The 22,461-nt window shown below is 45.8% G+C and carries 22 protein-coding genes; 1 reads left to right on the forward strand and 21 read right to left on the reverse strand.

Annotated elements, in window-relative coordinates; translation table 11 throughout:
• Positions 1-33 precede the first annotated feature (33 nt).
• From deoC to MFMK1_RS12670, 11 genes are all read right to left on the reverse strand, one after another.
• Complete coding sequence (deoC, locus tag MFMK1_RS12620) at positions 34-693, reverse strand: deoxyribose-phosphate aldolase (protein ID WP_366924940.1); 660 nt, start codon at positions 691-693, stop codon at positions 34-36.
• 138 nt (positions 694-831) lie between these two features.
• Positions 832-1,830 (reverse strand): substrate-binding domain-containing protein, encoded by a 999-nt coding sequence (locus MFMK1_RS12625; protein ID WP_366922057.1) that lies wholly within the window; start codon positions 1,828-1,830, stop codon positions 832-834.
• 87 nt (positions 1,831-1,917) lie between these two features.
• Entirely contained in the window at positions 1,918-2,895 is a 978-nt protein-coding gene (locus tag MFMK1_RS12630; protein ID WP_366922058.1) for an ABC transporter permease, read from the reverse strand.
• Positions 2,879-4,399, reverse strand: a complete 1,521-nt coding sequence (locus tag MFMK1_RS12635; RefSeq protein WP_366922059.1) for a sugar ABC transporter ATP-binding protein — start codon at positions 4,397-4,399, stop codon at positions 2,879-2,881. Before MFMK1_RS12635 ends, MFMK1_RS12630 begins: the two co-directional genes overlap by 17 nt.
• Positions 4,392-5,939 (reverse strand): FGGY-family carbohydrate kinase, encoded by a 1,548-nt coding sequence (locus MFMK1_RS12640; protein ID WP_366922060.1) that lies wholly within the window; start codon positions 5,937-5,939, stop codon positions 4,392-4,394. Before MFMK1_RS12640 ends, MFMK1_RS12635 begins: the two co-directional genes overlap by 8 nt.
• Before the next feature lies 1 nt (position 5,940).
• Positions 5,941-6,987, reverse strand: coding sequence for a galactitol-1-phosphate 5-dehydrogenase (locus MFMK1_RS12645; protein ID WP_366922061.1), 1,047 nt, complete (start codon positions 6,985-6,987; stop codon positions 5,941-5,943).
• Positions 6,988-7,009: 22 nt separating this feature from the next.
• Complete coding sequence (locus tag MFMK1_RS12650; RefSeq protein WP_366922062.1) at positions 7,010-7,948, reverse strand: sugar-binding transcriptional regulator; 939 nt, start codon at positions 7,946-7,948, stop codon at positions 7,010-7,012.
• Between the two features lie 235 nt (positions 7,949-8,183).
• Positions 8,184-9,047 (reverse strand): protease modulator HflC, encoded by an 864-nt coding sequence (gene hflC / locus MFMK1_RS12655; protein ID WP_366922063.1) that lies wholly within the window; start codon positions 9,045-9,047, stop codon positions 8,184-8,186.
• The gene (gene hflK, locus MFMK1_RS12660; protein WP_366922064.1) at positions 9,037-10,059 is read right to left on the reverse strand and encodes an FtsH protease activity modulator HflK; all 1,023 of its coding nucleotides are present in this window, start codon (positions 10,057-10,059) and stop codon (positions 9,037-9,039) included. The genes hflC and hflK overlap by 11 nt, the downstream gene beginning before the upstream one ends.
• Positions 10,060-10,433: 374 nt before the next feature.
• Positions 10,434-10,943 carry an OsmC family protein gene (locus MFMK1_RS12665; RefSeq protein WP_366922065.1) on the reverse strand — a complete coding sequence of 170 codons (510 nt, stop codon included), beginning with the start codon at positions 10,941-10,943 and terminating at the stop codon, positions 10,434-10,436.
• Positions 10,936-12,234, reverse strand: a complete 1,299-nt coding sequence (locus MFMK1_RS12670) for a double-cubane-cluster-containing anaerobic reductase (RefSeq protein WP_366922066.1) — start codon at positions 12,232-12,234, stop codon at positions 10,936-10,938. The genes MFMK1_RS12665 and MFMK1_RS12670 overlap by 8 nt, the downstream gene beginning before the upstream one ends.
• Positions 12,235-12,661: 427 nt before the next feature.
• On the opposite strand from MFMK1_RS12670, the gene MFMK1_RS12675 reads away from it, so the two are divergent.
• A complete protein-coding gene (locus tag MFMK1_RS12675) occupies positions 12,662-14,152 on the forward strand; it encodes a transposase (protein ID WP_366922067.1) in 1,491 nt (496 codons plus the stop codon).
• Positions 14,153-14,405: 253 nt separating this feature from the next.
• Here the strand turns inward: MFMK1_RS12675 and MFMK1_RS12680 are convergent, their stop codons facing one another.
• The 10 genes from MFMK1_RS12680 to MFMK1_RS12725 all read right to left on the reverse strand — a co-directional run bounded on the left by MFMK1_RS12680 (position 14,406) and on the right by MFMK1_RS12725 (position 22,443).
• Entirely contained in the window at positions 14,406-14,987 is a 582-nt protein-coding gene (locus MFMK1_RS12680; protein WP_366922068.1) for a nuclease-related domain-containing protein, read from the reverse strand.
• 498 nt (positions 14,988-15,485) lie between these two features.
• The gene (locus MFMK1_RS12685) at positions 15,486-16,517 is read right to left on the reverse strand and encodes a cytochrome c3 family protein (protein ID WP_366922069.1); all 1,032 of its coding nucleotides are present in this window, start codon (positions 16,515-16,517) and stop codon (positions 15,486-15,488) included.
• Positions 16,518-16,571: 54 nt separating this feature from the next.
• On the reverse strand, positions 16,572-17,552 hold the full coding sequence (locus MFMK1_RS12690; protein WP_366922070.1) for a cytochrome c3 family protein: 981 nt from the start codon (positions 17,550-17,552) through the stop codon (positions 16,572-16,574).
• Positions 17,553-17,609: 57 nt separating this feature from the next.
• Positions 17,610-18,356: a twin-arginine translocase subunit TatC gene (tatC, locus tag MFMK1_RS12695; RefSeq protein ID WP_366922071.1), complete on the reverse strand. Its 747-nt coding sequence runs from the start codon at positions 18,354-18,356 to the stop codon at positions 17,610-17,612.
• Positions 18,357-18,358: 2 nt separating this feature from the next.
• Positions 18,359-18,565, reverse strand: a complete 207-nt coding sequence (tatA, locus tag MFMK1_RS12700; RefSeq protein ID WP_366922072.1) for a twin-arginine translocase TatA/TatE family subunit — start codon at positions 18,563-18,565, stop codon at positions 18,359-18,361.
• Positions 18,566-18,608: 43 nt separating this feature from the next.
• Positions 18,609-18,908: a hypothetical protein gene (locus MFMK1_RS12705; RefSeq protein ID WP_366922073.1), complete on the reverse strand. Its 300-nt coding sequence runs from the start codon at positions 18,906-18,908 to the stop codon at positions 18,609-18,611.
• A 68-nt stretch (positions 18,909-18,976) separates the two neighbouring features.
• Positions 18,977-20,137, reverse strand: coding sequence for an NrfD/PsrC family molybdoenzyme membrane anchor subunit (nrfD, locus tag MFMK1_RS12710; protein WP_366922074.1), 1,161 nt, complete (start codon positions 20,135-20,137; stop codon positions 18,977-18,979).
• Complete coding sequence (locus MFMK1_RS12715; protein WP_366922075.1) at positions 20,137-20,916, reverse strand: 4Fe-4S dicluster domain-containing protein; 780 nt, start codon at positions 20,914-20,916, stop codon at positions 20,137-20,139. The genes nrfD and MFMK1_RS12715 overlap by 1 nt, the downstream gene beginning before the upstream one ends.
• Before the next feature lie 3 nt (positions 20,917-20,919).
• A complete protein-coding gene (locus tag MFMK1_RS12720) occupies positions 20,920-21,420 on the reverse strand; it encodes a cytochrome c3 family protein (protein WP_366922076.1) in 501 nt (166 codons plus the stop codon).
• Positions 21,421-21,795: 375 nt separating this feature from the next.
• A complete protein-coding gene (locus tag MFMK1_RS12725; RefSeq protein ID WP_366922077.1) occupies positions 21,796-22,443 on the reverse strand; it encodes a response regulator transcription factor in 648 nt (215 codons plus the stop codon).
• Positions 22,444-22,461: the final 18 nt, after the last annotated feature.

A 22,461-nucleotide genomic window follows, 5' to 3' on the forward strand; every position in this document is an offset into this window, starting at 1 on the left:
TGTCAGGCACCGGGGGGTGTCACTTATTTTAAGTTATTCCATTTCGGATATTATCTTAATTCCCGCACTAGCGCCGATGCGGGTGGCGCCGGCGTTAATCATGGTCGTTGCATCCTGATAGGTACGCACGCCGCCGGATGCTTTTACGCCCATTTCTGGTCCCACGGTATCACGCATCAGCTTGATATCTGCTTCGGTGGCGCCACCGGTGCCAAAACCGGTACTGGTCTTAACAAAGTCTGCGCCGGCCTGTTTGGCGGCTTTGCAGGCAGCCACTTTTTCTTCATCGGTTAAGTAACAAGTTTCGATAATTACTTTGACAAGAACATCGGCCCCTGCTGCCTTAACTACCGCTTTAATTTCCTGCTCCACCAGCTCAACCATGCCGCTTTTTAGCGCGCCGACATTTATCACCATATCTACTTCTGCCGCACCGTCTGTCACCGCCTGTTTCGCTTCGAATGCTTTGGCCTGCCAGGTAGTCGCTCCCAGTGGAAAGCCAATTACCGTACAGACATCGACATCACTTTCTGCCAACTCTAGTGACGCTAATTTCACATATGAGGGGTTAATACACACAGAAGCGAAGTTATTACCCGCCGCTTCTTGACATAATTTCTTAACTGCATCTGCTGCTGCTTCAGCTTTTAATAAGGTATGGTCAATCATTTTTGCCATCTCATTTTTTGTCATCATTTACCCCCCCTTCTTATGTAACATCCTGCCAATTATTGGCAGGATGTCTATGGTATGATATACTTTTAAGTTAAGGGTGTCCTCAACTGATGTTAAAGAAGTGCTGCCTACAGTTCTTTAATTTTGGGGATGCCCTTACTGCTTACTTGCAAATACTAAATCAGGATTGATATAGTCTGCTGCATTATCAGGTGTAATTAAAGAAGTACCTGCATCTACGAATTCAGGATATTCCTCTCCGTCTAATACTCCCAGTGCAGTTTCTACAGCCACTTCACCCAAGTAACCGGGGTCATTTAAGACAGTACCATGATAGTTGCCGGTCTCCATTTTTTGGATAGCTTCCATCAAACCATCAACACCGATAATTTTAACATCACCAAGCATATCATTCTGCTCAAGAACCTGGTACGCACCTAAAGCCATGTCGTCATTATGAGCATAAACTAAGTTTACATCAGGATTCGCTTGCAGTAAATCCTGGAATGCAGTCACTGCGTTAGCACGAACGTAATCAGCGTAAGGACTTTGAACAATTTCAACACCGGCTTCCTGCTCAAGCGGCTCATGGAAACCGTCACGACGATCCATCATAACCTGACCACCGGCAGCGCCTTGGATTTCAATAACCTTACCTTCAGCTGCGCCTACGCCGCCTAACAAATCAACGGCCAGCTCACCAGCTAATTTACCCATAGCTTTATTGTCACGGCCCACGAAAGTAGCTACTTCACCTTGTGCCGGACGGTCAACTGCAATTACCGGAATGCCTGCTTCCTCCGCAGCCTTGATTGCCGGAGCAACACCTGAGGGGTTAACTGCATTTAACAACAGGATGTCGATCCCACGGGTAATCAAGTCCTGCACGTCCTTGTTCTGTTTTGCGATATCATTTTGCGCGTCTACATATACCAGCTTGGCACCCATTTCATCAGCCTTTGCTTCTGCAGCTTCCATCAATGCTACATAGAAAGGAGAATCCAAAGTTACCTGGGAAAAACCAATAACAAGCTGTTCCTCTGCGCCATTGTCTGCAACATCTCCTTCAGGTGCCTTGTCACCAGAGCAACCCGCCACTAACGTCATTGCTAGTAAAGTTACCATCAGTAGAATAATCAATTTCTTATTAAACATTATCACTGACCTCCCAATTTTTCTTTTTCCATGCTAAATTTAAGACACTTTTATTTCAGCTTTCCTGGCACGCACCACCTCCATACACTAGTCTCTATTTGCAACAAACTGATTTAATATCAGGGCCGCTACAATAATCAGACCCATAAAAATCATCTGATAATATGAAGATAAACCTAATAAGTTAAAAATATTAGTAATGATGGCCATCAACCAGACCCCGCCGAAAGTACCCAGCACACCGCCGCTGCCGCCAAATAAATTAGTTCCGCCGAGAACAACTGCTGCAATTGCATCCAGTTCCAGCCCCTTTGCTGCGGTAGGCTGTCCAACTGTCAGCCATGAAGCCAATACCACACCGGCCAATGCTGACAGCATCCCGGAAATGGCAAAGACAATAATAATATTTCTTTCCACCCTAATACCCGACAGCCTGGCTGACTCCGCATTTCCGCCGATAGCATAAAGACTTCTGCCAAACGTTGTGTACGTCAGTACCAATACGGCAATCAAAGTAATCAACAACCACAGCAGCCCACTGACTGGAAAGGGCCCAATAAACCCAGCGCCCAGCCAATTAAACGCCGCCGGCAAATTGAAAACCGGCCTGCCATCGGTGACTAACAGCGCCAAACCTCTGGCCGCAACCATCATGGCCAGCGTCACGATAAATGCCGGCACCTTGGCTTTTGTGGTAAGAAAACCATTGATAGAACCCAGGGCCATGCCCGCCAATAAGGCGACGCCAATGGAGATAACCAAACCATGTCCCCCGGCAAGCAGAACAGCCGCTATCATCCCCGCAAATGCCACAACAGAGCCCACGCCCAGATCAATGCCGGCGACAATAATTACAAAAGTCATACCGATACTGACTATACCGATTACCGAAGACTGCTGCAGCAGGTTTAAAAAGTTTTGCACCGTTAGGAATTTAGGCGATAATGATGCTGCTAGTGCGACAAACAAAAGTATCAATATTAATAGATTATAGCGTTTGAATACATCCCAGAATTTACTGCTTTGTTTTACCTCAGATTGTTTACTGTCAACTGCTGGCTGCATAATGTTCACTCCCTCCGGTAATCGCCGCGTGCAGGATGCTTTCTTTACTAAAATCCTGACGGGTAAACTCTCCCACAATCTTTCCTTCATAAAGCACCAATATCCGATGGCACAGGTCCAAAAGTTCCTGCAGTTCAGAGGAGGCCACCACAGTACACACCCCGTCTTTATTTCCCAGGGCTGAGATTATACTGTAAACCTCTTCCTTGGCGCCCACGTCTATACCCTGCGTAGGCTCGTCAAACAGCAAGATATTGGACTGCTTGATCAGCCACTTGGCTATTACCACCTTCTGCTGATTTCCACCACTGAGATTTTTCACCTTAGCGGTCACTGACGGCGTCTTGATATTGAGGCTCTTAACCTGCTCCTCCACGATACCGAAAATTTTACCATAGCTGAGCACACCCAGATTCCCTACATCCTTTAATGAGGGCAGCACCGCATTTTCCCAGACCGGAAGCTCAGTAACCAACCCTTGGGTTTTCCTCTGTTCAGGGATTAATCCAATACCCAGCTTCATCGCTTCCACCGGCGAATTAATCTTTACTTCCCGGTTGTCTATCTTAATCCGTCCCTGGTCTATCGGATCTGCACCGAAAATCGCCCGCAGTATTTCCGTGCGACCGGAACCAACTAACCCGTAGAGACCGACTATTTCACCATGTTTCACCTGTAAATTAATATTTTTTAGTGTCCCGGTAGTCAACTCTTGCACCGCCAGCAGCACCTTGCCTTTTGGGGCTATAACATCTGCTGCAGTGCCGTCAGTTAGCGAATGACCAATCATCTTCTCCACCAAATTATCACGAGTCAAATCATTAATGTTCGAGGTATCTACAAGCATGCCATCCTTCAGCACAGTCACCCTGTCACCAACAACAAACAGCTCTTCCAACCGATGAGAAATATAGATGATAGTAATGCCTTTGTCCTTCAAATCCTTAATTACTCTTACCAAAGTGTCAAACTCTTCCTGAGACAAAGTTGCCGACGGTTCATCCATCACAATAATCTTAGCATCCGAGGCCATCGCCTTTGCCAGTTCAGTTATCTGCTTATGACCAATACTGATAGCCCCTACTTTTTGGCTGACATCGATCCTGATACCCAGACCGTCGATAATGCCCTGGGCCTGTTCCCGCATCCGCCGCCAATCAATCAAACCGTTTTTTCTGGGATACTTGCCAAGAAAGATGTTTTCCGCGACACTTAATGTATCAATCAAGGACAGTTCTTGATAGATAACTGAAATTCCCAGTTCCTGCCCAACCAACGGACTGGATACATGCTGCTTCTCTCCGTTAAGGAAAATTTCACCGCTATCCGCTTGATATGCACCGGCCAGAATCTTCATCAGCGTAGATTTTCCAGCGCCATTAGCACCGATCAGGCAATGAACTTCGCCTAACCTGACGTTGAAGTCAACATTATCCAGAGCCTTTACTCCCGGGAAACTCTTGGATATCTTTTTCATGTCCAAAATAACGCTGCCGCTACTCATCTTGTATCATCCCTTTGCCGTTTGCCATAGTGTGCATCAAAGGTGCCAATGCCTCATACGTCTTTTGGTATTTATCAAAATAGAAGTCATAAAGTTCCTTATTTTCCGCATTGGGCTGCACTACTCGATCACGAATAACCATTTGATTAGCAGCCTCGGTAAAATCTTTATAATACCCGCTGCCCACACTGGCAGCAACCGCCGAACCCAGAATGCCCGCTTCACTAAACTGAGTGACAGTAATGGGAATTTGACAAATATCCACAATAATCTGCAGCCACATCGCATTTTTAGTCACTCCGCCGCAGGCAGCCATTTCCTTCACCGGATGCCCATGGTCGGCAAATACCTGTAGAATATTTCGCGTCCCATAGCCTACCGCTTCCAATATCGCTCGGTAGATATGCCCGCGACTATGGTGCAGGTTTAAGCCCCAGACCGCGCCGCTAAGAGAGGGATCCCGATAAGGCGTCCTGTTTCCCTGCCAAAAGTCCAACACTACCAACCCGTCCGCACCGGGAGGAACGCCTGCTGCTTCCTCAGCCAGCTTAGCATAGACATTATCCTCATCTAAAGCCAAGTCCTTAGCGAAATTATCCTGAAACCATTTGGTGATTGAACCGGCGGATATCTGACCACCTTCGATCAACCATCTATCGGCAGTGATTACATTAGGATAAGGCCCCCACAGCCCCGGCGCATAAAGTGGTTTCTCAGTAAGCGCCAGATGTACAAAAGATGTTCCCATGATAACCGCCAAGGAACCGGGTTCCGTTACTCCAAGACCCAGCATACCGGTATGTGCATCTATTCCGCCCTGCACTACCTTTACGCCTTGAGGCAAAGCTAACTGTATAGCTGCAGCATCAGTCAGCTCACCAACCACTTCCCCCATAGCCAGCACCTTGTCAGGCCACTTTTCCTCGGCATCAGCCAAACCTATTTGTTCAAAAAACTGAGCGTTCCAACCACCTTTGGTGTCCACATAATTCCATTTGCAGCCGGCGTTGCATTTAGAAGCAGCCCAATTGCCTGTAAGTTTAAAATTCACCCAATCCAATGCTTCAACCACTTTAGCAGCTTTGGCATAGATATCCTGCCTATTTCTTTTCAGCCACAGCAGCTTGGGCACCATCCATTCCACCGATACCCCGCCACCGCTATATTGAAGCACTTCATGTCCCGTATTATTAATAATCTCCTGCTCTTCTTTCGCCCTGCTATCCATCCAAAGAATAGCATTACCCAGCGGCTCACCGGCAGCATCCACCGCCACCACGGTGGAGGATGTGGCGCAGACCGTTAAAGCAGTAATATCTTCTTTATTATTAATTTGGGCTGTAACCTGACGGCTGCAGTTAGTAAGAGCTTGCCACCAATCTTGAGGCTGCTGCTCTGCCCAGCCCACTTCCGGATAGCTAGTACGGTAATGTTCGCTGGCCATGGCCAAACAGTCGCCCTCAAGTGTAAAAATACCTACCCTCACGCCCTGCGTACCTAAGTCAATCCCCATAAACAAAGGCTTGCTAGACTTAACCATACTACCCCTCCTGCGGTAAGAACATTATCTTACTAAAGTAAAATGACTTATCGTTTAATTTATTAAATATATCCGGACCTTCATTCAGTGTCAGGCGATGACTGATAAATGACTGGTCCCAGAATTTACCTTCCTGCATATATTTAATACTTAATCTCCACTCATCACCGGGAAAGGGCTGAGAGAATGAATTCCAAGAACCATGAATCATTAACTCCCGACGCAGAATATTATTAACCGCTTCCTTGCTAAGCTCCAGCTTGTCATGGGAAATACCGACAAAACCGATCCGCCCATGCTTGGCAGCTGACAGCACCGCTTGATTCTGCGCAATCTTGGAGCCTGAAGTATCCAGGACCACCTGCACCCCGGCGCCAAATAACTCTCTGACTGCTTTCACCGGATCTTCTTTGATGCCGTTAATCACCACATCGGCGCCGGCCTTTTGGGCCAGCTCCAGTTTCTCATCCATGATATCTATCCCGACAACCTTAGCGGCGCCGCAGATTTTCGCATACTGTACTGCAAACAAACCAATAGGGCCCATTCCATAGATGGCAACGGTATCACCCTGGTTAATTTTTGCCTTCCAAGCTCCATGAATTGCATTAGCCGCCGGGTCCACCATGGCACCGGCTTCAAATGGCACATCTTCGGGCAGTTCCAGTAGGTTATCCGTTGGTACCGCTACATATTCAGCCATAGCTCCGTCACAGCGAGACCCCAGATAATTATAATCTTCGCAGAGAGAATAATGTCCCTTTTGGCACCATTCGCATTGAAAACAGGGAATCAATGGTGCAGCGACCACCCGTTGTCCTGCCTGCCATTTGCCACTTGTATCCCTCGATTCGGCAATGACACCGCTGAATTCATGGCCTACAGTTAGACCTTTACGATATGCGCCGTAGTGCAGCACCCGCGGAATATCCGAACCGCAGACACCACAAGCCATTACTTTAACCAGCACCTCATCCTCCTTGATAGCCGGAAGATCAGTCTCATCCACACGAATATCCCCCGGGTCGTATAGTTTTAACGCTTTCATAATCACAAACCCCTCCTAGAATTTAGTCAGCAGCTGCTAGTATTTTTCTTGCTGCATTTTCATCGGTAAAGAGACAGTTAATATATCCTCCACTAAGAGCACCGATAATGGACGGTGCCTTATGCTCTCCCACAGCTACGCCAATACTATGTTCTTTAGATGCAAGATCAGACAGCGCTATCCCTATTGTTCGGTTATTAAGCTGATTATCGACAATATTTCCGTCTATATCAAAATATCTCGAACAAATATCGCCAACAGCACCCTTATCAATCAGTTCCTGATACTGATCCTCGGTAAAATATCCTGCTTTAGCCAGCACAGAATCTTTGGAGGCAAAGCCAATACCCACTACCCCTATTTCCGCCTGCTTCACCAGGTCTAAAGCAGCCTCAATTCCAGTATCACTGATTAAGGCATCAGCAACCTTATTCGTATCCACAATGGTAGGTACCGCCATCAGATAAGGTTTGCCATTGAACGCTTTAGCACATTCCTCCACAATGGTAATGGACCCCGTCGAAATATATGTGCTGGTTAATCCTCCATTGAGCTGCACCACTTTAACTTCCTTAAGCAGCTTTTCCTGCAGCTGCTGCGAGACGTAGGGAAGTGTCGTCCCCCAAGACACACCCACTGTATGCCCATCCTCCACTACTTCGCCCAAATATTGGGCAACCGCCTTACCCACGTCCCGCTTTAATGCTTTTTCCTCATCCACGATAACCGGCGCCACAAAGGCCTTTTTAAGGCCAAATTTTTCACGCAAGGCCTGTTCCAGCTCCGTCACCGATTCCACCGGATAAGCAATCTTAATCTGCACAATGCCTTCTTTTAAGGCCTTATCCAGCAGCCGGCTGATTTTGGCTCTGGACACGCCCTCCATATCAGCAATCCGCTGCTGATTATATCCCATTTCGTAATAAAACCTAGCTATTCTCACCAACTGATGAATATCCATGTTTTAGCTCCTTCTAACGAATTATGAGTTCAAGGTGAAATTTTGTTCACGCCGTTGCAATTATGTTCATCTTTAATGATAAGTTCTCCACACTTTTTCAAATTCCTGCAAAAGTCTCACAATTTAATTATAAAAAAATAACTTGACAAAATGGTGCCAGGCACCATTTTGTCAAGTTATTGTCACTTATTTTGTCACTTATTGGTGTCAGGCACCAATAAGTGACACTAGTTAACTAGCGGTCTGAGCTGCTCTGAAAATATTTAAACAGTTCACTTTCAATGCCCAAAAGCATTGTGGTGTCCTCGGGCAGAACCTTTTTGTACGTCTCTAAGCTGCGCAAAAAGGCGTAAAATTCCGCATCTTGCTCAAAAGCTCCGGCATAGATGGCTGTGGCATCGGCATCCCCCTGGCCGCGTAATACTTCACTCTTTCGGTTGGCTTCTGCCAAGATTATTTCACGCTCACGGTCAGCATTTGCCCGGATTTCCAGGGCTTTCTCTTCTCCTTCAGCCCGGTAGCGCGAGGCAATTCTGTTTCTTTCTGCCTCCATCCGCGCAAACACACTTTCCTGCACTTCGCCAGGCAAATCAACTCGTTTAATACGAACATCTACTACTTCTATCCCCAAACTATTGGCACTTTCCATCGCTTCTTCTGTAACCGTTTTTATGATAGTTTCTCTTTCTTCCCGGATCAATTCAACGAAATTATGCTTAGCGACTTCTTGGCGTAAGCGGCCGAAGATAATATCGTCCAGACGTGATCTGGCCTGCGTCTCAGCACGAACCGTACGATAAAACACGTAGGGATCAATTATCTTCCAGCGCGTTACATGATCCATGCTAATTCTCTTTTTATCCCTTGTTAGATATTCGGCGGCTTGTGCATCAGACGCCAAAACCCTTTTATCCAACTTGTGGATTACCTGGATAAATGGTATTTTAAAGTTCAGACCGGGTTCATCTACAGTTCGAATATAATCACCGAATTGAGTAATAATGGCCTGATCCGTTTCGTTAATAACAAATACTGATTGCGAAGATATAACAATGGCCAGCACTAAAAGCACCAGCACGGGAATGGATTTATTCTTCATTGCTGACTTTCACCCCTTCCGTACTACCTAAAGGCAGCAGCTGCAGTAAATTACCGCCCCCGTCCCCTTGACCTTCGATGATGTATTTCTTCACATTCGGCATTACTTCCTCAACCATCTCTAGGTACAACCGCTGACGAGTAACTACTTTTGCTTTGGAATACTCCTCCAATACCTCGGTAAATCTTTCAGCATCACCCTGGGCTTCCAGTGTGCGGCGCTCCTTGTAAGCTTCGGCTTGTTGGATGATTTCCAAGGCTCTCCCCCTGGCACGAGGGATGAGGTTTTCGCGGTAACCTTCCGCTTCCTGGACCAGCCTTTCTTTATCTTCATAGGCCCTTACTACTTCATGAAAGGCATCTTTTACAGCCTCAGGCGGATCGACAACCAACAGTTTTGCTTGTGTTACCAGTATCCCCGTCTCGTAAAGGTCCAGCAGTGACTGCAGAGTAGCTTGTACTTCCTGTTCTACCAGTACCCGTCCTTCGGTCATGGTCTGGTCAATGGTAGTTTTTCCCACAGCCCCCCGCAGAGCCACTTCTGATGCAACTCTAAGGGTTTGCTCAGGATCCTTGACCTTAAAGAGAAAGTCTGAAGGATTTTGCACTACATATTGCACAACCAATTGAGCTTCGACAATATTTTCATCTCCGGTCAGCATTAATGCTTCTTCTGGGATTCGCTCAGTAATGCCCGGTGAACCTGCATCACCATTTCGAAACCCAATCTCTGCCCTGCGAACTTTGGCAATATTAACTTTATCATGGGTTTGAATAGGATATGGCAAGCGATATCTTAACCCCGGTTCAGTGATACCTACTTCTTTTCCAAACATCCGCACAACTGCCTGCTCCCCCGGTTGAACCATATAGATGCCGCTGGCGGCCCATAATAGCACGGCTACGATCGGAATAATAAAGAGCATTGGTCCGGAGCCCTTTTGCTTCAAACGGTTGAATACTTCCTGCAGCTGCTGAACCAGTTCTTCAGGTTCCATTCTTCGTTCGTCCATTTTACATCCCTCTCCTTCTAGTTGGCAGTATAAATACCTTTTGCAATAGTAAAGTCTTTAATCTCTCACAGCACATACCTATTTTATGTGCACGTTATTAGCTTTTTCTGAGCCAATATACCCCCCGCATGTAGTGTAACATGCCCTAAAGCAAAAAGGTGGAAAATTCGCAAATATATAAAAAAGCAGAACCAATGGTCCCGCTTAATCATTGCAATATTCCACAGCCAATTTTGATAATTTCACCTGCCGAGAGGACGTTTCGTTTGCCCGCCAAGCGGAAGTTTCGTTTGCCTTTCCAAGCGGACATCTCGTTTGCCTGCCAAGCAGAAGTTTCGTTTGCCTTTCCAAGGACAAACTCAGCCTAACCAATATTATGAAGACTGCTGAATTTCCAGCCGCCCCGCCACCATAGTTGGGCTCTTTATAGTATCCATCACGGGACAGTGTTCTTCCACGGCCGTCACCAGCTGTCGAATTTTTTCTTCCGGCTCAGGGCTGGTAATTCTAGTAACATAGCTGATCCCGCTAAATCCCGGTTTAACGTCGTCAATACTGAGCATCCCCCGCAAATCGATATCGCCTTCAACATCCACTTCTACTTTATCAAGCTTTAAACCCATCACTGCCGCGTAGGCTGCGTAAGTAATCTCCTGACATGTGCCCAAAGCCACCAGAAATGTATCCAGCGGGTTAGGCCCGGCATCTGTGCCGCCAAGTTCTTGGGGTTCATCGATGACCAGGGTATGACTGCCTGCCCGGGACTCAGTCTTTAAATTTTCCACCAATCTTGATTTAATTGAATAGACGGATTTAGCCATCTCGGGCTTTCTGGAAAAAACCTTAATCACTTGATTAAATACAGCATGCAAATCTTTACTCATTTAAAACGCCCCCCTTTTTATTATCAACAACCATATTAATTAAGGCTTCTACCCGCATGGACAGCTGATTGTCACTATCTCCGTAATCAGTTTGTACCTCTAACATGGGGATTCCCTCGGCATCCAATGCCTTCTTTACCTTGCCCGCCTCGCTGTTATAAGGATGACAGAACTGCAGGGCATAATGAATAACTGCATCCGCCTTATATTCCTTGGCTAACCTTACAACATCCTCAACACGTTCGTCATTAGGAGTGAAGCAAGCGCAATTAATGCCTAGGTGGCGGCCTGCCAGGGCCTCAACCAGATGCCGAACGGTGCTCCCCTTGGGTTCGCAGAGCTTGGAGAATAGTCTGGTGCCAATGCAGGACTCCTCACAGACAACAATCGCCCCGGCTTTTTCTATGAGGTTATGCAGACGCCAGTTAGGCAAAGACATGGGACTGCCCGCAATTAAAATCCTGGGTGCCCCTTTGGCAGTAACTCCGATACCTTGGGATATCCGCTCCTCCAGTTCATCACAAAGCCTGTTGACCTGCTTGGCAAAGCGGTTTACTTCATCCTGCATCCCCAGCTGCACAATGGTTAGAGCATCCAAACCGCTGATTGGGGATGGGTCCGCCTGCCGACATCTAAATAATCGCTGCAGCGCCCGGAATTTACTTTCTACTTGATCAATTCCCTGCCGCAGTCTTTCTGCGGTTACCTCGTTACCACTTAACTTTTCCAGATAGCGTTTAAACTCCAATAGCTCTTCGGTAAAAAATTCGCGTGTCCGCTTGTTTTTCTTTTGGGGAACCTCAATAAGATAGGTCGGATGATGGTTAGCCAGTTCCTCAAACATTTTTTTCTTACCATCACAGGTGGTTTCACCGACAATCACACTGCTAACCTGGGTATATGGGCAGCTGTAGCTGACTTTGAAGCCAAAAGAAGCTTTAATAAGCGGGCAGGTGTTGCGAGGAAGATACATATCAGCATCTTCTTCTGCAAAATTAGTTCCTGCACACAGACCCACATGCAGCCCACCGACCGCCAGAACCAGGTCCTCAGGAATAAAAACACAGTAACTACCTACTACAATGCCGCCTTGTTCGCGGTGCTCTGCCATTTCTTTAACTCGATGCCCGTGGGGATCATTAAGTATATCATCAAAATAATCCATTGCTTTTGGACGATGCTTCTGCTTACGATGAAGTCTTCTCACCAAAACAGACAGCCCCCGCAGCAATCTGTCGTGCTTTTTTAAGTCTACCCCCAAATCAGCCCAAATGTTTTCATATTGACTCATAAGATTCTCCTATCCAACATTATTACGTCAAAACTTTCCAACCGTTTATAGCTTAAGTTTAACTGGCAGCATAAGCCGTGTCCAATAGGGATTTTTTATTGGTTAACCCTTGATTATTAGAGTTCCTTATGTGGAAAGGACCATAAATAAGTGACACCCCCTTTTGGGTGTCAGTAGTTTCTCGGAAAGTCTCAAGTCAGTTATACCGGGTTACAACAAGCTGGTAATAACTGGTTCACCCCCACTCAACCCAACAACTTCACATAGCAAAAATAAGCGGCATAGCAAGATATGATGAGGTATTGTGACACAATTATCTGTATTTCTAAAAAAACAGTCTAAATGCTACTTGACAAACGTAATTTCGTCCCACAATCGAGATAGAGGTAATTTTTTCCTCTAATCGACTAATGTTGGAGGCGATTTTTTGTTAGGTTATTGGCGTACACATGTCGAGTACCAGGATTGGCTGAAATCTGAACTTGTTTCTTTAACGGTGACGCATGAAGCTAATATTCGTTTTTATGCTCCGCTCATTGAGAAGGTCTATATATTTAACCTTGACCCGGTTAAAAAGGTCATTGCTAAGCTTTATTCTCCTCTGGGAAGACCAGCTAAAAATCAACCTGAACTTCTTAGGGCTTTGGTGGTAATGCTTCATTGCCAGATTCATGACCCTACTAAGTTTGTTGATAAGTTGAGGGCTTCTCCTGTTCTTAGGGCCATTTGCGGGTTTGAAAAGGGCGAAACCCCTGGTGTTGGTACTTTTTATGACTTGTTGGAACGTTTATGGCTTCTAGATAATCCGCAAAAGGCTATCCGAAAACCAAAATCCAAAGGGAGAAAACGTCCTAAGTCTGGGAAAAAGTTACCTGCTAAGCATCCTGGTATTGTTAAAAGATTAGTTGATAGGGCTCTTAAAGGGCAGGTCATTGAGAAAAGGCCAGAAAGTATCTTGCAGAAAATTTTAAAAGAGTGTGCCGTTTTACCATCATCCAAGTTAGGTCTTCTTGGTAATCCCAACAAACTGGCTATTGCCGGTGACGGAGCCCCACTCCTTACCGGTGCCACTCCCTACGGTAAAAGAATCTGTGATTGCCCCTCTAAAGGCATTTACCGCTGCAAGTGCAAACGTGTCTTTACTGACCCGGATGCTAATTGGGGTTGGGATAGTTACCATGACCAATGGTTTTACGGTCACACCCTGTACTCTATTACTTCAGCGGATAGTAAAAATGACCTGCCGCTTTATCTGCGTTTGGTACAGGGGTCTAGAAATGATAGTGTTACTTTTGTTGTTTCTTGGGCTGAATTGCTTCACCTCTATCCTGATTTTAAGTTTTCTAAAGCCCTTTTGGATGCTGCTCATGATGTTTATGATATTTACCGTCTGCTGCATGCTAATGAAACCGAACCTTTTATTGACCTTAACAATAGGGCTAAAGGAAACAATACATTTCCTGGGCCTATTAACGTTGATGAAAATGGTGTCCCTATCTGCCTTGAAGGTTTACCGATGCTTAACTGGGGTTTTAGCAACGATAGATGCCGCATTAAGTGGCGCTGCCCTCATCACAAGGATAGTAGCAAGTGTTCTAAAAAACATGAATGTTCTCCTAGTGCGTACGGCCGGGTGGTTTACACTAAACCCATTTGGGATTTGCGTCTTTTTACGCCAACTCCTCGTAACTCTAAGGCATGGAAACATGTTTATGCTAGACGAACTACCGTAGAGCGCACCTTTAAACGTATACTTGTCGATTACAAAATTGAGTTGGCTAATGCCCGGACTAAAAAACGTTGGTTTTGGCAGGCAACTTTGGCGGCCATTAATCAACACTTGGATGCTCAAGTTGCTGTTGTTAAACCAAATATTTTAGAAAAGATTGGCTTAGAAACCTTCTCTAAATCGGCTTAAACCTACACTCTTAATTTCATCCTACCCTAGTTATTGGCTGGTCTATTAACTCTAAGGACACCGGCTTAGTTTTCTATTGCCTTTTTTCCACCAAGCTAACCTTCTTTGCTTACCTTTGCTATGTGAAGTTGTCAAAGAGCTATCTTCTTGGGAAAACCTTTTCTTGTTCCCGATTTATTTACCTAGTTTCCGAGATGCTACGTGTCAGGCACCAAAGGGGGTGTCACTTATTGCAGGTCGCTCTAAGGTCGCTCTAAAACTTCTTCGTTTGAACATTATCAATATGAGCCTTTTTAACCGTTTCATCAGCACGCGCATATCTCTGCAATTTTAGATATAATTGGTCCACTTCTTCTATTGTCATCAAATTAGAGGAACTTTCAATATCCTTCTTTATCGTTTTAATTAGCGCATTTCTTTTAATTACTTTTACACTTGGAGAAGTAACTTTGATATTCTTTAGTGTACAACGCTCACTAAATATGATGTAGGATTTGTAAAGGCTATCATTATCTAATTCTATCGCAGATTTCAAAGCACTGATATGTCCTTTATTCTGCCATACAGGGCTAAAAAATTGATTCTTTTGTTTGTTCTCAAGTATCTGCATCCAGTTCTTACTGCTCTCGTCACCAAAAATCCATCCGCCATAATTCTTTGATTCGAAAACATAGATGCCGGTTTGGGAAAGCATAATTAAATCAATCTCTGTTGTCGACCCATCTTTCTTTGGTATGTATAAATTTGTCATCAGCCTATGATGACCATCCAATTTCTCAAGGTAAGCAAAAGTCAGGAATTCACCATAATTCCCTTTATCAAATATAGTTTTCAAAAAACCATTTCCACTAGCAATCACATAATTTGATTTGAGCCTGAGTACCTAATATATTTAGGGACAATACTAACTCCAATTATTAGTAAAAAAAATAATATCAATACCAAAATTACCAAACCACTGTCACCCCCTGAACCAAATATCTAACCACCAAATATCCAAGACACCACAAGCCCGACACTGGCCCCGGCAGTTTAATAGATATAACCTTCATATATCCTCCACTCCCGGACCATCGGTAACCACTTCTACAATCTTACTTAATTTCCTCTATCTGCCAACGCTTGTTTTAATCAGTTGTTGCATATATGGAAAATATATTCGGATTCATGTGACAAGGCTACATGTCAGAAAACACCTTTATTATAAGATAAGTCGATCTCACACACCGCCGCTCAATAACTTGACAAAAAGGTGCCTGGCACCACCCTAAAAATAAGTGACACCCCCTTCGGTGTCAGGCACCAAAGGGGGTGTCACTTATTGTATTGTCGCTTATTGCATTAGCTCTTCTTGGATCTTATCAAGTGCTCCGGGCTCAAACCAATGACAGGTGTTACAGGTAGTTGATGTCGCATTTTCATCCTGTCTTACCTCGTTGAGGTTATGACAGGTGAGACAGTTTTTGATGCCGCGTTCGCTGACGAAGCGCTGATGGTCGGGGAGCACGTCGTCTTCATGGAATTGGGGGCGCTGCGTATGGCAGCTGTAACAGAAATTCTGTGCCCGGGCGAAATCGGTGGCTGCGTCACCGGTAGAATGCTGCGTAAACTTGGGCTTATCGGGAGTAACATGGCATTTGGTGCAGCTGTCTATATCCATGCGAGCACTTAATCCGTGGGCCCTCTTCCATCTGTCTTGTTCGTGGGATGGCAGCCCCGGTATTTCATCATGGCATGCCGCGCAAGCGGTAGTTATCTTGAGGCTTTTATGGCAGCTGATACAGGTCCACATACTAGGATCGCGGTAATAAAGTGTCCCTACTTTTTGTGCCGCCTGTTCATCCCAGTTATCATAGGTAGTCAGCTCATCCTCAAATACCTCTCTGTCCGCAATTCTTGCATGGGCAATACCGTTATGACACTGGACGCACTGGACACCCTGCTCCTCATGCAGATCATGGGGTATGATCAAATCACCCGATGGTGAATACACCCGATTGGATGAATGACAATTCTTACAGCTGCTGTTTGGTATGGGCTGATTTATTTTTACCTGTTCGGTATATTCCTGCCTGTCCTCAAATTTCATAGTGTCTGAACCGTGACATGCAGTGCAGGCAACTTCACTATGGGACGACATCTTCCAGGTCATCACCTCCGGCTTCATCACGTGGCAGCCTTGACAGTTGTCCTTTTCTTCCCCGTCCACCTTTAATTCGGTGGCACTAGCAACATTTGCTTTATACAACATACCTTGACCCGGTGCCCCCTGGTCGATGCTATATGCACTGGCTATAAAAAAGGCAGCACCAAGCATCACAATAATAGTAGCTGCCAGTACCCAATTTTTCCCTCTACCCAGCATAATCGGTCACCTCCGAAACTTTCCTCAGTTAGACTATCTTATAAAAAAAGTGCTCTATTCCCAGTGGTGGCACTGATTGCAATAAGTACCTACTGATCCATCACTGGTACTAGGTTTATTAATATCATGACAAACGAAGCAATAATCCTGACCCCTATTTAATGCTATTTGGCCATGCCGCAGCTGCCAGTCTTTATTGTGTACAGGCGGCCGCTGCTGGTGACAATCCACGCAAAATTTAATATTACGAGCGGCAAGCACTACTGGCATACTCCCCCCTATCACTGCCTTTTCAGTTTGTTCAGTGTGACAAGTCAGGCACGGCTCAACCTGCTGATAGGCACTAACACCATGTATCACCCCCCAATCCGCCCGCTTGTGCTGCTGCGGTAATTCCAGTCTGGTATGGCAGGCATTACACTCAGTTGTTACCCTTTTTCTTTCATGACACCGCAGGCAGACGTACATTTTGGGCTTGACTTGTACCAAAAGCTCGTTGTCTACTATTACCTGGTAATTTTGATTTTTGGCTGTAACCGGCTGCTCCTGACGGTGGACAAGACCTACATGGCAGGTAATGCAGGCCACTTCTTCATCTAAATGCCGGTCATGAGGAATTATTAAATCACCCGAAGGTGTTACTTTCGCTAGAGAATGACACTTGAGACAAGTTTCATTAACGATGGTACCTTTCAGTTCGATACTGCCTTTCCCATAAAGGCCGCTATAATGCTTTAAGGTCCAGACTGTCTGCTTTAACTTAAAGTTGGCAAGACCGTTCCAATCGGACTGCATATGGCAGTTAATGCAGTCAACTTTGCTATGAGTGGAAATTTGCCAAGTGCTATATTCCCGGTTCATTTCGTGACACCCGGCACACGCCCGGGAGTCCGTGGAAAGTACCGGTATAATGTCCACCAAAGCCAACATAACTAGAAGGAAAAATAATGTCAGCACCGCGTAGACAATATATTTTCTACCGTCACCAGGGGAACCATCATCGGCGTTTATTTTTTCCGGTGAAAATACCAGCATGTTATCACCCGCTTTTCCTGGTATCCAATATTTTTTAGAAAGACACAAGTAAATTCTTTACTCAGCGGAAACACCCGATTTTTTCCGTTTGTCCCGCACCATTACCAGTAAAGACAGCCAGATACCCACTTCATATAAAATAAATATCGGCACCGCCAGCAGTATCTGGGAAATAACATCAGGGGGCGTAATTAACGCAGCCGCGCCAAAAGTAATCAACAAGGCATATTTCCTTTTCGCCGCCAAAAATTTGTAATCCACCAGCCCCAGGCGAGTGAGGCAGATAACAGTGAGAGGCAGCTGAAAAACCAAGCCAAAGGGAAGCAGAAAAGAGGTAAGAAAAGAAACGTACTTACTGACGGAAATCATCGGCTTTAGGTATTCCCCAGCGGCTTCCAGCAGGAAAAACTTCATCGCAAAAGGCAGTACTGCGAAATAGGCAAAAAATACACCGCCGGCAAAAAGAATAGAAGCCACCGGGACTACCACCAGCGCATACCTCTTTTCCCGGACAGTGAGAGCCGGAAAAATAAAACCTACTACCCGCCAGGCAATTACCGGGAAAGCTAAGATAGTCCCGGTGAGAAAACTAAGTCTTATCTTGGTCAGAAAAGCCTCCGTCACAACAATATAAGCTAAGGCAATGTCCAGATTTCGAATTGGCGCGAACCAAATCAAGGTCATTTGTTCCTGGAGAAACAAATAAGAACTAAGAGCGGCTAGTGTCACAGCCCCAAAAGCGACCACTAAATCCCTGCGTAAATCATCTAAGTGCCGGGAGATGGTTTTAATGTCACTGCTCACCTTTATCCCTCCTGCTTCGAGGCCTGTTCCTCTTGCACCTCACTAGTCAGCATTTCCTTAGCTTCATGGGAAGCCTTGTTAAACTCTTTGATGCTTTTGCCTAAAGCTTTGCCAACATCCGGTAGTTTACCAGGACCAAATATAATCAATGCTAAGACCAGTACCAAGACCAACTCAGCAAAACCAATATTGGGTAAAAAACCAAACATATTTTCACCTCCTAAAGTAATCTCAGCTCTAACCCCGCTTTTTTTAAACTACTTCCCCTTTATTATCGTTCTGCTCGTCACGCAGTTTCTTAGGATCGATAAAGGTATAAACCTGCCCGACCACCACGAAACCCACCAGCAGCAAAACCGCGTTGCTCCGGGGCGGCCAAAGAAGTATAAAAGATGCTATGGCACACACCACCGCCGATACAGAGCCGCCTACTACCCCGCCCAGCCAGCGCCATTTCAATTCCAGCTTTGTTTCATATAAAAAATAGTAGATGACGAGGGAAAAGCCAAATACCCCAGCCAGAATCATCAATATTACCGGTAACATCCACATTACCCTAGACCTCCTCTTTTTTATGCGTGGCTCTCCAATAAGTCCTTAGTACACATGAAGTCAAAAGCCTAATGGTCACCGGTCATGGCAGCCTCTCCTTCCAACCATGGCGGCAGTATTCGAATCAATACCACCAAGATTATTAATGGCAGCACCAGGATCCCAACAGTGGGTATAATGCCTTCGTCCGCTACCAAATGCGCTTGAAAACTTGTCAGACCAACATTGCTTTTCGATATCATCTGTCCGCCGATCACTACGTTAAACCGCATTGCAAAGACACCAATTACTACCATTGCACTAGACATTATAGTCAACAGCCGTTGAGCAGCATTACTTACCCTGTCCCATCTGGCGATTATCAGCAGGACTATGGGGATGAAAGCGCCGATCCAAATCTGAGTGAAATGGGTTAGAGGTATCGCTTCTTCGAATAAAGTGTGAATAGCCGGCCACGCTTCCCGGGCCTCGTAGGCCTTTTGCAGTAAATCCAATTCTTCCAGCAGCACATCCACAATCAGAAATGCCCAAAGAAACTTATTTAAAGTTTTCAAGCAGGCCATGTCAATCCTTCGCTTCCTGAATTTACAGGCAGCAGCGTAGATTAAAATCTGCAAAGCAATGCCGGATACTACGGCAGACATTAGGAATATCACCGGCTGCAAAGGCGTGGACCAAAGAGCATTCGCTTTTATAGCACCAAAGATAAAACCCACATACCCGTGGAGGAACGCTGCCGACGGAATGCCTATCATCGCTAAAACCGTCACTATTTTATGGTCCATGGCCAAAGTTGGCGGGGATATATCCCTCGCTCCCAGCGTAAGCATCCGGTAGCCAAAGCGGGTAACACCCGTGGAATTATCAGCGTAGTGCACCAAATCTTCGCGAAAGATAAACCATACTTCAAGCAATACTACTATCATGTAAAATGAATAAATATAGCCAAATCCGGCCATTGCGGAGTTGGGGTTGGGCGTCCAGAGAATATTAAATGCCCTCAAAGGCTGCCCCAGGTGTAGTAACAGCGGCAGCGGCGCAACCATCAAGTAAGCAAGGGCACTGACTAGCGAAAGCCTGGAGACGGGTTTCAAATCCTCTTTGCCAAATACATGATAAAGAGAAGACACTATAAAAGCGCCCGCTACCAACCCAGTTATATACGGATACAAAACTATAAACAGGCCCCAGTTCACTTCAATCTCGTTCGGGTAGACATATCCGGTCATTATACCACCACCTTATCTAAGCCCATATAATAAACCATTGGCTCAGTTCCCAGCGCGGGTTTTAAGACATCCACTCTCTTTGTCTCAAGAAGCCGCGAAACAGGATTACCGGGTGTTTGGAGGTTGGCAAAGATCCTGGCCCCTGTAGGACAGACCTGAACACAGGCAGGCAGCAGTCCTTTCGTTATGCGATGATAGCACCAAGTACATTTGTCCGCTGTTTTTTTCTGCGGATGAAGGAATCTCGCCCCGTAGGGACAGGCCTGGATGCAGTAACGGCAGCCGATACAACGCTCGCCGTCCACTAGCACTACGCCGTCACCGGTCTTATAGGTCGCGCCCACCGGACATACTTTAGTACAGGGCGGATTGTCACATTGATTACAAAGCTTGGGTACAAAAAAGCTTTTCTTGGCGTTGTCTATCGTGATAGCATTAAAGTCTAAACCGCCGTTAGGAGAGTCAATGTGCGTCTGGCCTCCGGCAGCCATTACATACCGCTCCACCCAGGTGCGGAAAACCTCTTCATCCATGGGCACGCCATTTTCCTCCTTGCATGCTTTGACACACATGCCACAGCCAATGCATTTCTCTGTATCTACCACAAAGCCCCAAGTCTGTTTTGCCCAAGTTTGTTGCCACTTTGAATTAACTATATCCCCATCGGCACTACCCGCCACCCGTGGTATAACCATCGAAACCGCCGAGAAAAAGATACCACCGGCTAGTATTTGGCCGCCTGCCTTTAAAAAATCCCTTCGCGTTATCTGTTTCCCCATCTGCTACCAACTCCTTACGTTAACTAGTGGTTCATGGGCATCATGGCATTTTGTACAGGTAATGCTGTTATAATGCCATCCCAGTGAAACCTGCTTAATGTCTGCGCTTTCCCTGCCTGCCAGCTTATTGTGGCACCTGCCGCAGAACTCTCTATCCGCCTCAATTACCGGCTTTACCACCTCTGGGTTTAAAGTGTGCTGCCCGGCAGCACCATGGCAGGTCTGACAGGAAAACTGCCCATGCTGGGCTTCACCGATTTCCTTGACCCTGTCAGTATGACAGGCTGCACATTGATTCTCGTCCGCGTAACTCGCGGCCTTCACCACCCATTCGTCCACATTGTCGCCCCGGTAGTAGCCATACTGCCCAAATGTCCCAGGAACGAACAACTGCCTCACTATGATAAAGGTCACCAGAATAATCACTAGTACTACTCCTACTCTAAAAGCAGGCTGCCGGGAAATGCTTAGCTTTTCCTCCTGCGTTTGCCAGTTTTCTTTCATCAGTCACTCCTCCAATCGCTGAGATGATTTCTAAATTTTCTGAATATTGATATTACTCATGTACCCTTTGCCAGTGCTTTTATTAATATTATACAGGGGCGTGAGACGTGAAGTCAGGTGTCAGACCACCCTAATGTCACGCTTATTGTCAGGTTGCATCTGCACTGTATCTCCGATAAAACCAGGGTCCAATGTCCCTAATGCTAGATGTCAAACGACAGCTTAGCCCATTTATCACAAAAGGCCAAAAAGGCGTAAAAGAACGGCTGGATTTAGATCCAACCGTTCTCAGATATACTTTAAGTTTTAAACTGCCTATCTACTCCGAGTCCCGCTATGCTTTCTATGGCGGCAAATCCATCAGTAACCTTTAGTTTAATTCTTTTGCGGTAAATTTCTTCTAGCAGCATAGGCTGCCGCTTCGGTCCTATTGGCCAGGTTTAATTTAGACAGGATGCTGCTGACATAATTACGTACAGTCTTTTCACTGAGAAATATCTTCTTTGCTATTTCTCGGTTTGTTTTACCTTGCGCTAAAAAAGCGAGAACCTTCATTTCTTTGTCTGTCAGCTGTTCCAGCGCGTCTTGGTTGTTTTTTGCGGATTTACGCACGCGATTGAGCAGCCGGGACGTGACCACCGTATCCAAAAGAGACTCCCCTTTGTACGCAGCCCTGACCGCCCGAACAATTTCTTCATTACCAACATCCTTGAGGACATAGCCTTTTGCTCCGGCCAAAATAGCTTCCAGTACCAGATCTTCCTCACCGTATGATGTCAAAATTATTACCTTGGTATCAGGATGAGTGGCACTTATCTTACGGCAAGCTTCTATTCCATCTTCCTCTTTTAAACGAATATCCATAATCACCACATCCGGCCGCATTTCCTCTATTTTGATCATCGCTTCAGATGCACTGTCTACACAGGCGGTGACGTCCAAATTGTCGTACTGTTTAAAGAGATGCGCCAGTCCCAAACGTACAATTTCATGGTCATCCACGATCATCAGCTTAATAGACAAAAACACACCCCCAAACAG

Origin of the sequence: Metallumcola ferriviriculae (genome assembly GCF_035573695.1) — a bacterium.
Classification (GTDB): domain Bacteria; phylum Bacillota; class JADQBR01; order JADQBR01; family JADQBR01; genus Metallumcola; species Metallumcola ferriviriculae.

Excerpts from the sequence above, each read along its gene's own strand:
- MFMK1_RS12645 (WP_366922061.1), bottom strand. The coding sequence starts at position 6,987 with ATGAAAGCGTTAAAACTATACGACCCGGGGGATATTCGTGTGGATGAG.
- MFMK1_RS12640 (WP_366922060.1), bottom strand. The coding sequence starts at position 5,939 with ATGGTTAAGTCTAGCAAGCCTTTGTTTATGGGGATTGACTTAGGTACG.
- deoC (WP_366924940.1), bottom strand. The coding sequence starts at position 693 with ATGACAAAAAATGAGATGGCAAAAATGATTGACCATACCTTATTAAAA.
- MFMK1_RS12635 (WP_366922059.1), bottom strand. The coding sequence starts at position 4,399 with ATGAGTAGCGGCAGCGTTATTTTGGACATGAAAAAGATATCCAAGAGT.
- MFMK1_RS12665 (WP_366922065.1), bottom strand. The coding sequence starts at position 10,943 with ATGAGTAAAGATTTGCATGCTGTATTTAATCAAGTGATTAAGGTTTTT.
- MFMK1_RS12685 (WP_366922069.1), bottom strand. The coding sequence starts at position 16,517 with ATGCTGGGTAGAGGGAAAAATTGGGTACTGGCAGCTACTATTATTGTG.
- MFMK1_RS12720 (WP_366922076.1), bottom strand. The coding sequence starts at position 21,420 with ATGAAAGAAAACTGGCAAACGCAGGAGGAAAAGCTAAGCATTTCCCGG.
- tatA (WP_366922072.1), bottom strand. The coding sequence starts at position 18,565 with ATGTTTGGTTTTTTACCCAATATTGGTTTTGCTGAGTTGGTCTTGGTA.
- nrfD (WP_366922074.1), bottom strand. The coding sequence starts at position 20,137 with ATGACCGGATATGTCTACCCGAACGAGATTGAAGTGAACTGGGGCCTG.
- MFMK1_RS12630 (WP_366922058.1), bottom strand. The coding sequence starts at position 2,895 with ATGCAGCCAGCAGTTGACAGTAAACAATCTGAGGTAAAACAAAGCAGT.
- MFMK1_RS12650 (WP_366922062.1), bottom strand. The coding sequence starts at position 7,948 with ATGGATATTCATCAGTTGGTGAGAATAGCTAGGTTTTATTACGAAATG.
- MFMK1_RS12670 (WP_366922066.1), bottom strand. The coding sequence starts at position 12,234 with ATGAGTCAATATGAAAACATTTGGGCTGATTTGGGGGTAGACTTAAAA.
- MFMK1_RS12625 (WP_366922057.1), bottom strand. The coding sequence starts at position 1,830 with ATGTTTAATAAGAAATTGATTATTCTACTGATGGTAACTTTACTAGCA.
- hflK (WP_366922064.1), bottom strand. The coding sequence starts at position 10,059 with ATGGACGAACGAAGAATGGAACCTGAAGAACTGGTTCAGCAGCTGCAG.
- MFMK1_RS12715 (WP_366922075.1), bottom strand. The coding sequence starts at position 20,916 with ATGGGGAAACAGATAACGCGAAGGGATTTTTTAAAGGCAGGCGGCCAA.
- MFMK1_RS12705 (WP_366922073.1), bottom strand. The coding sequence starts at position 18,908 with ATGTGGATGTTACCGGTAATATTGATGATTCTGGCTGGGGTATTTGGC.
- hflC (WP_366922063.1), bottom strand. The coding sequence starts at position 9,047 with ATGAAGAATAAATCCATTCCCGTGCTGGTGCTTTTAGTGCTGGCCATT.
- MFMK1_RS12690 (WP_366922070.1), bottom strand. The coding sequence starts at position 17,552 with ATGCTGGTATTTTCACCGGAAAAAATAAACGCCGATGATGGTTCCCCT.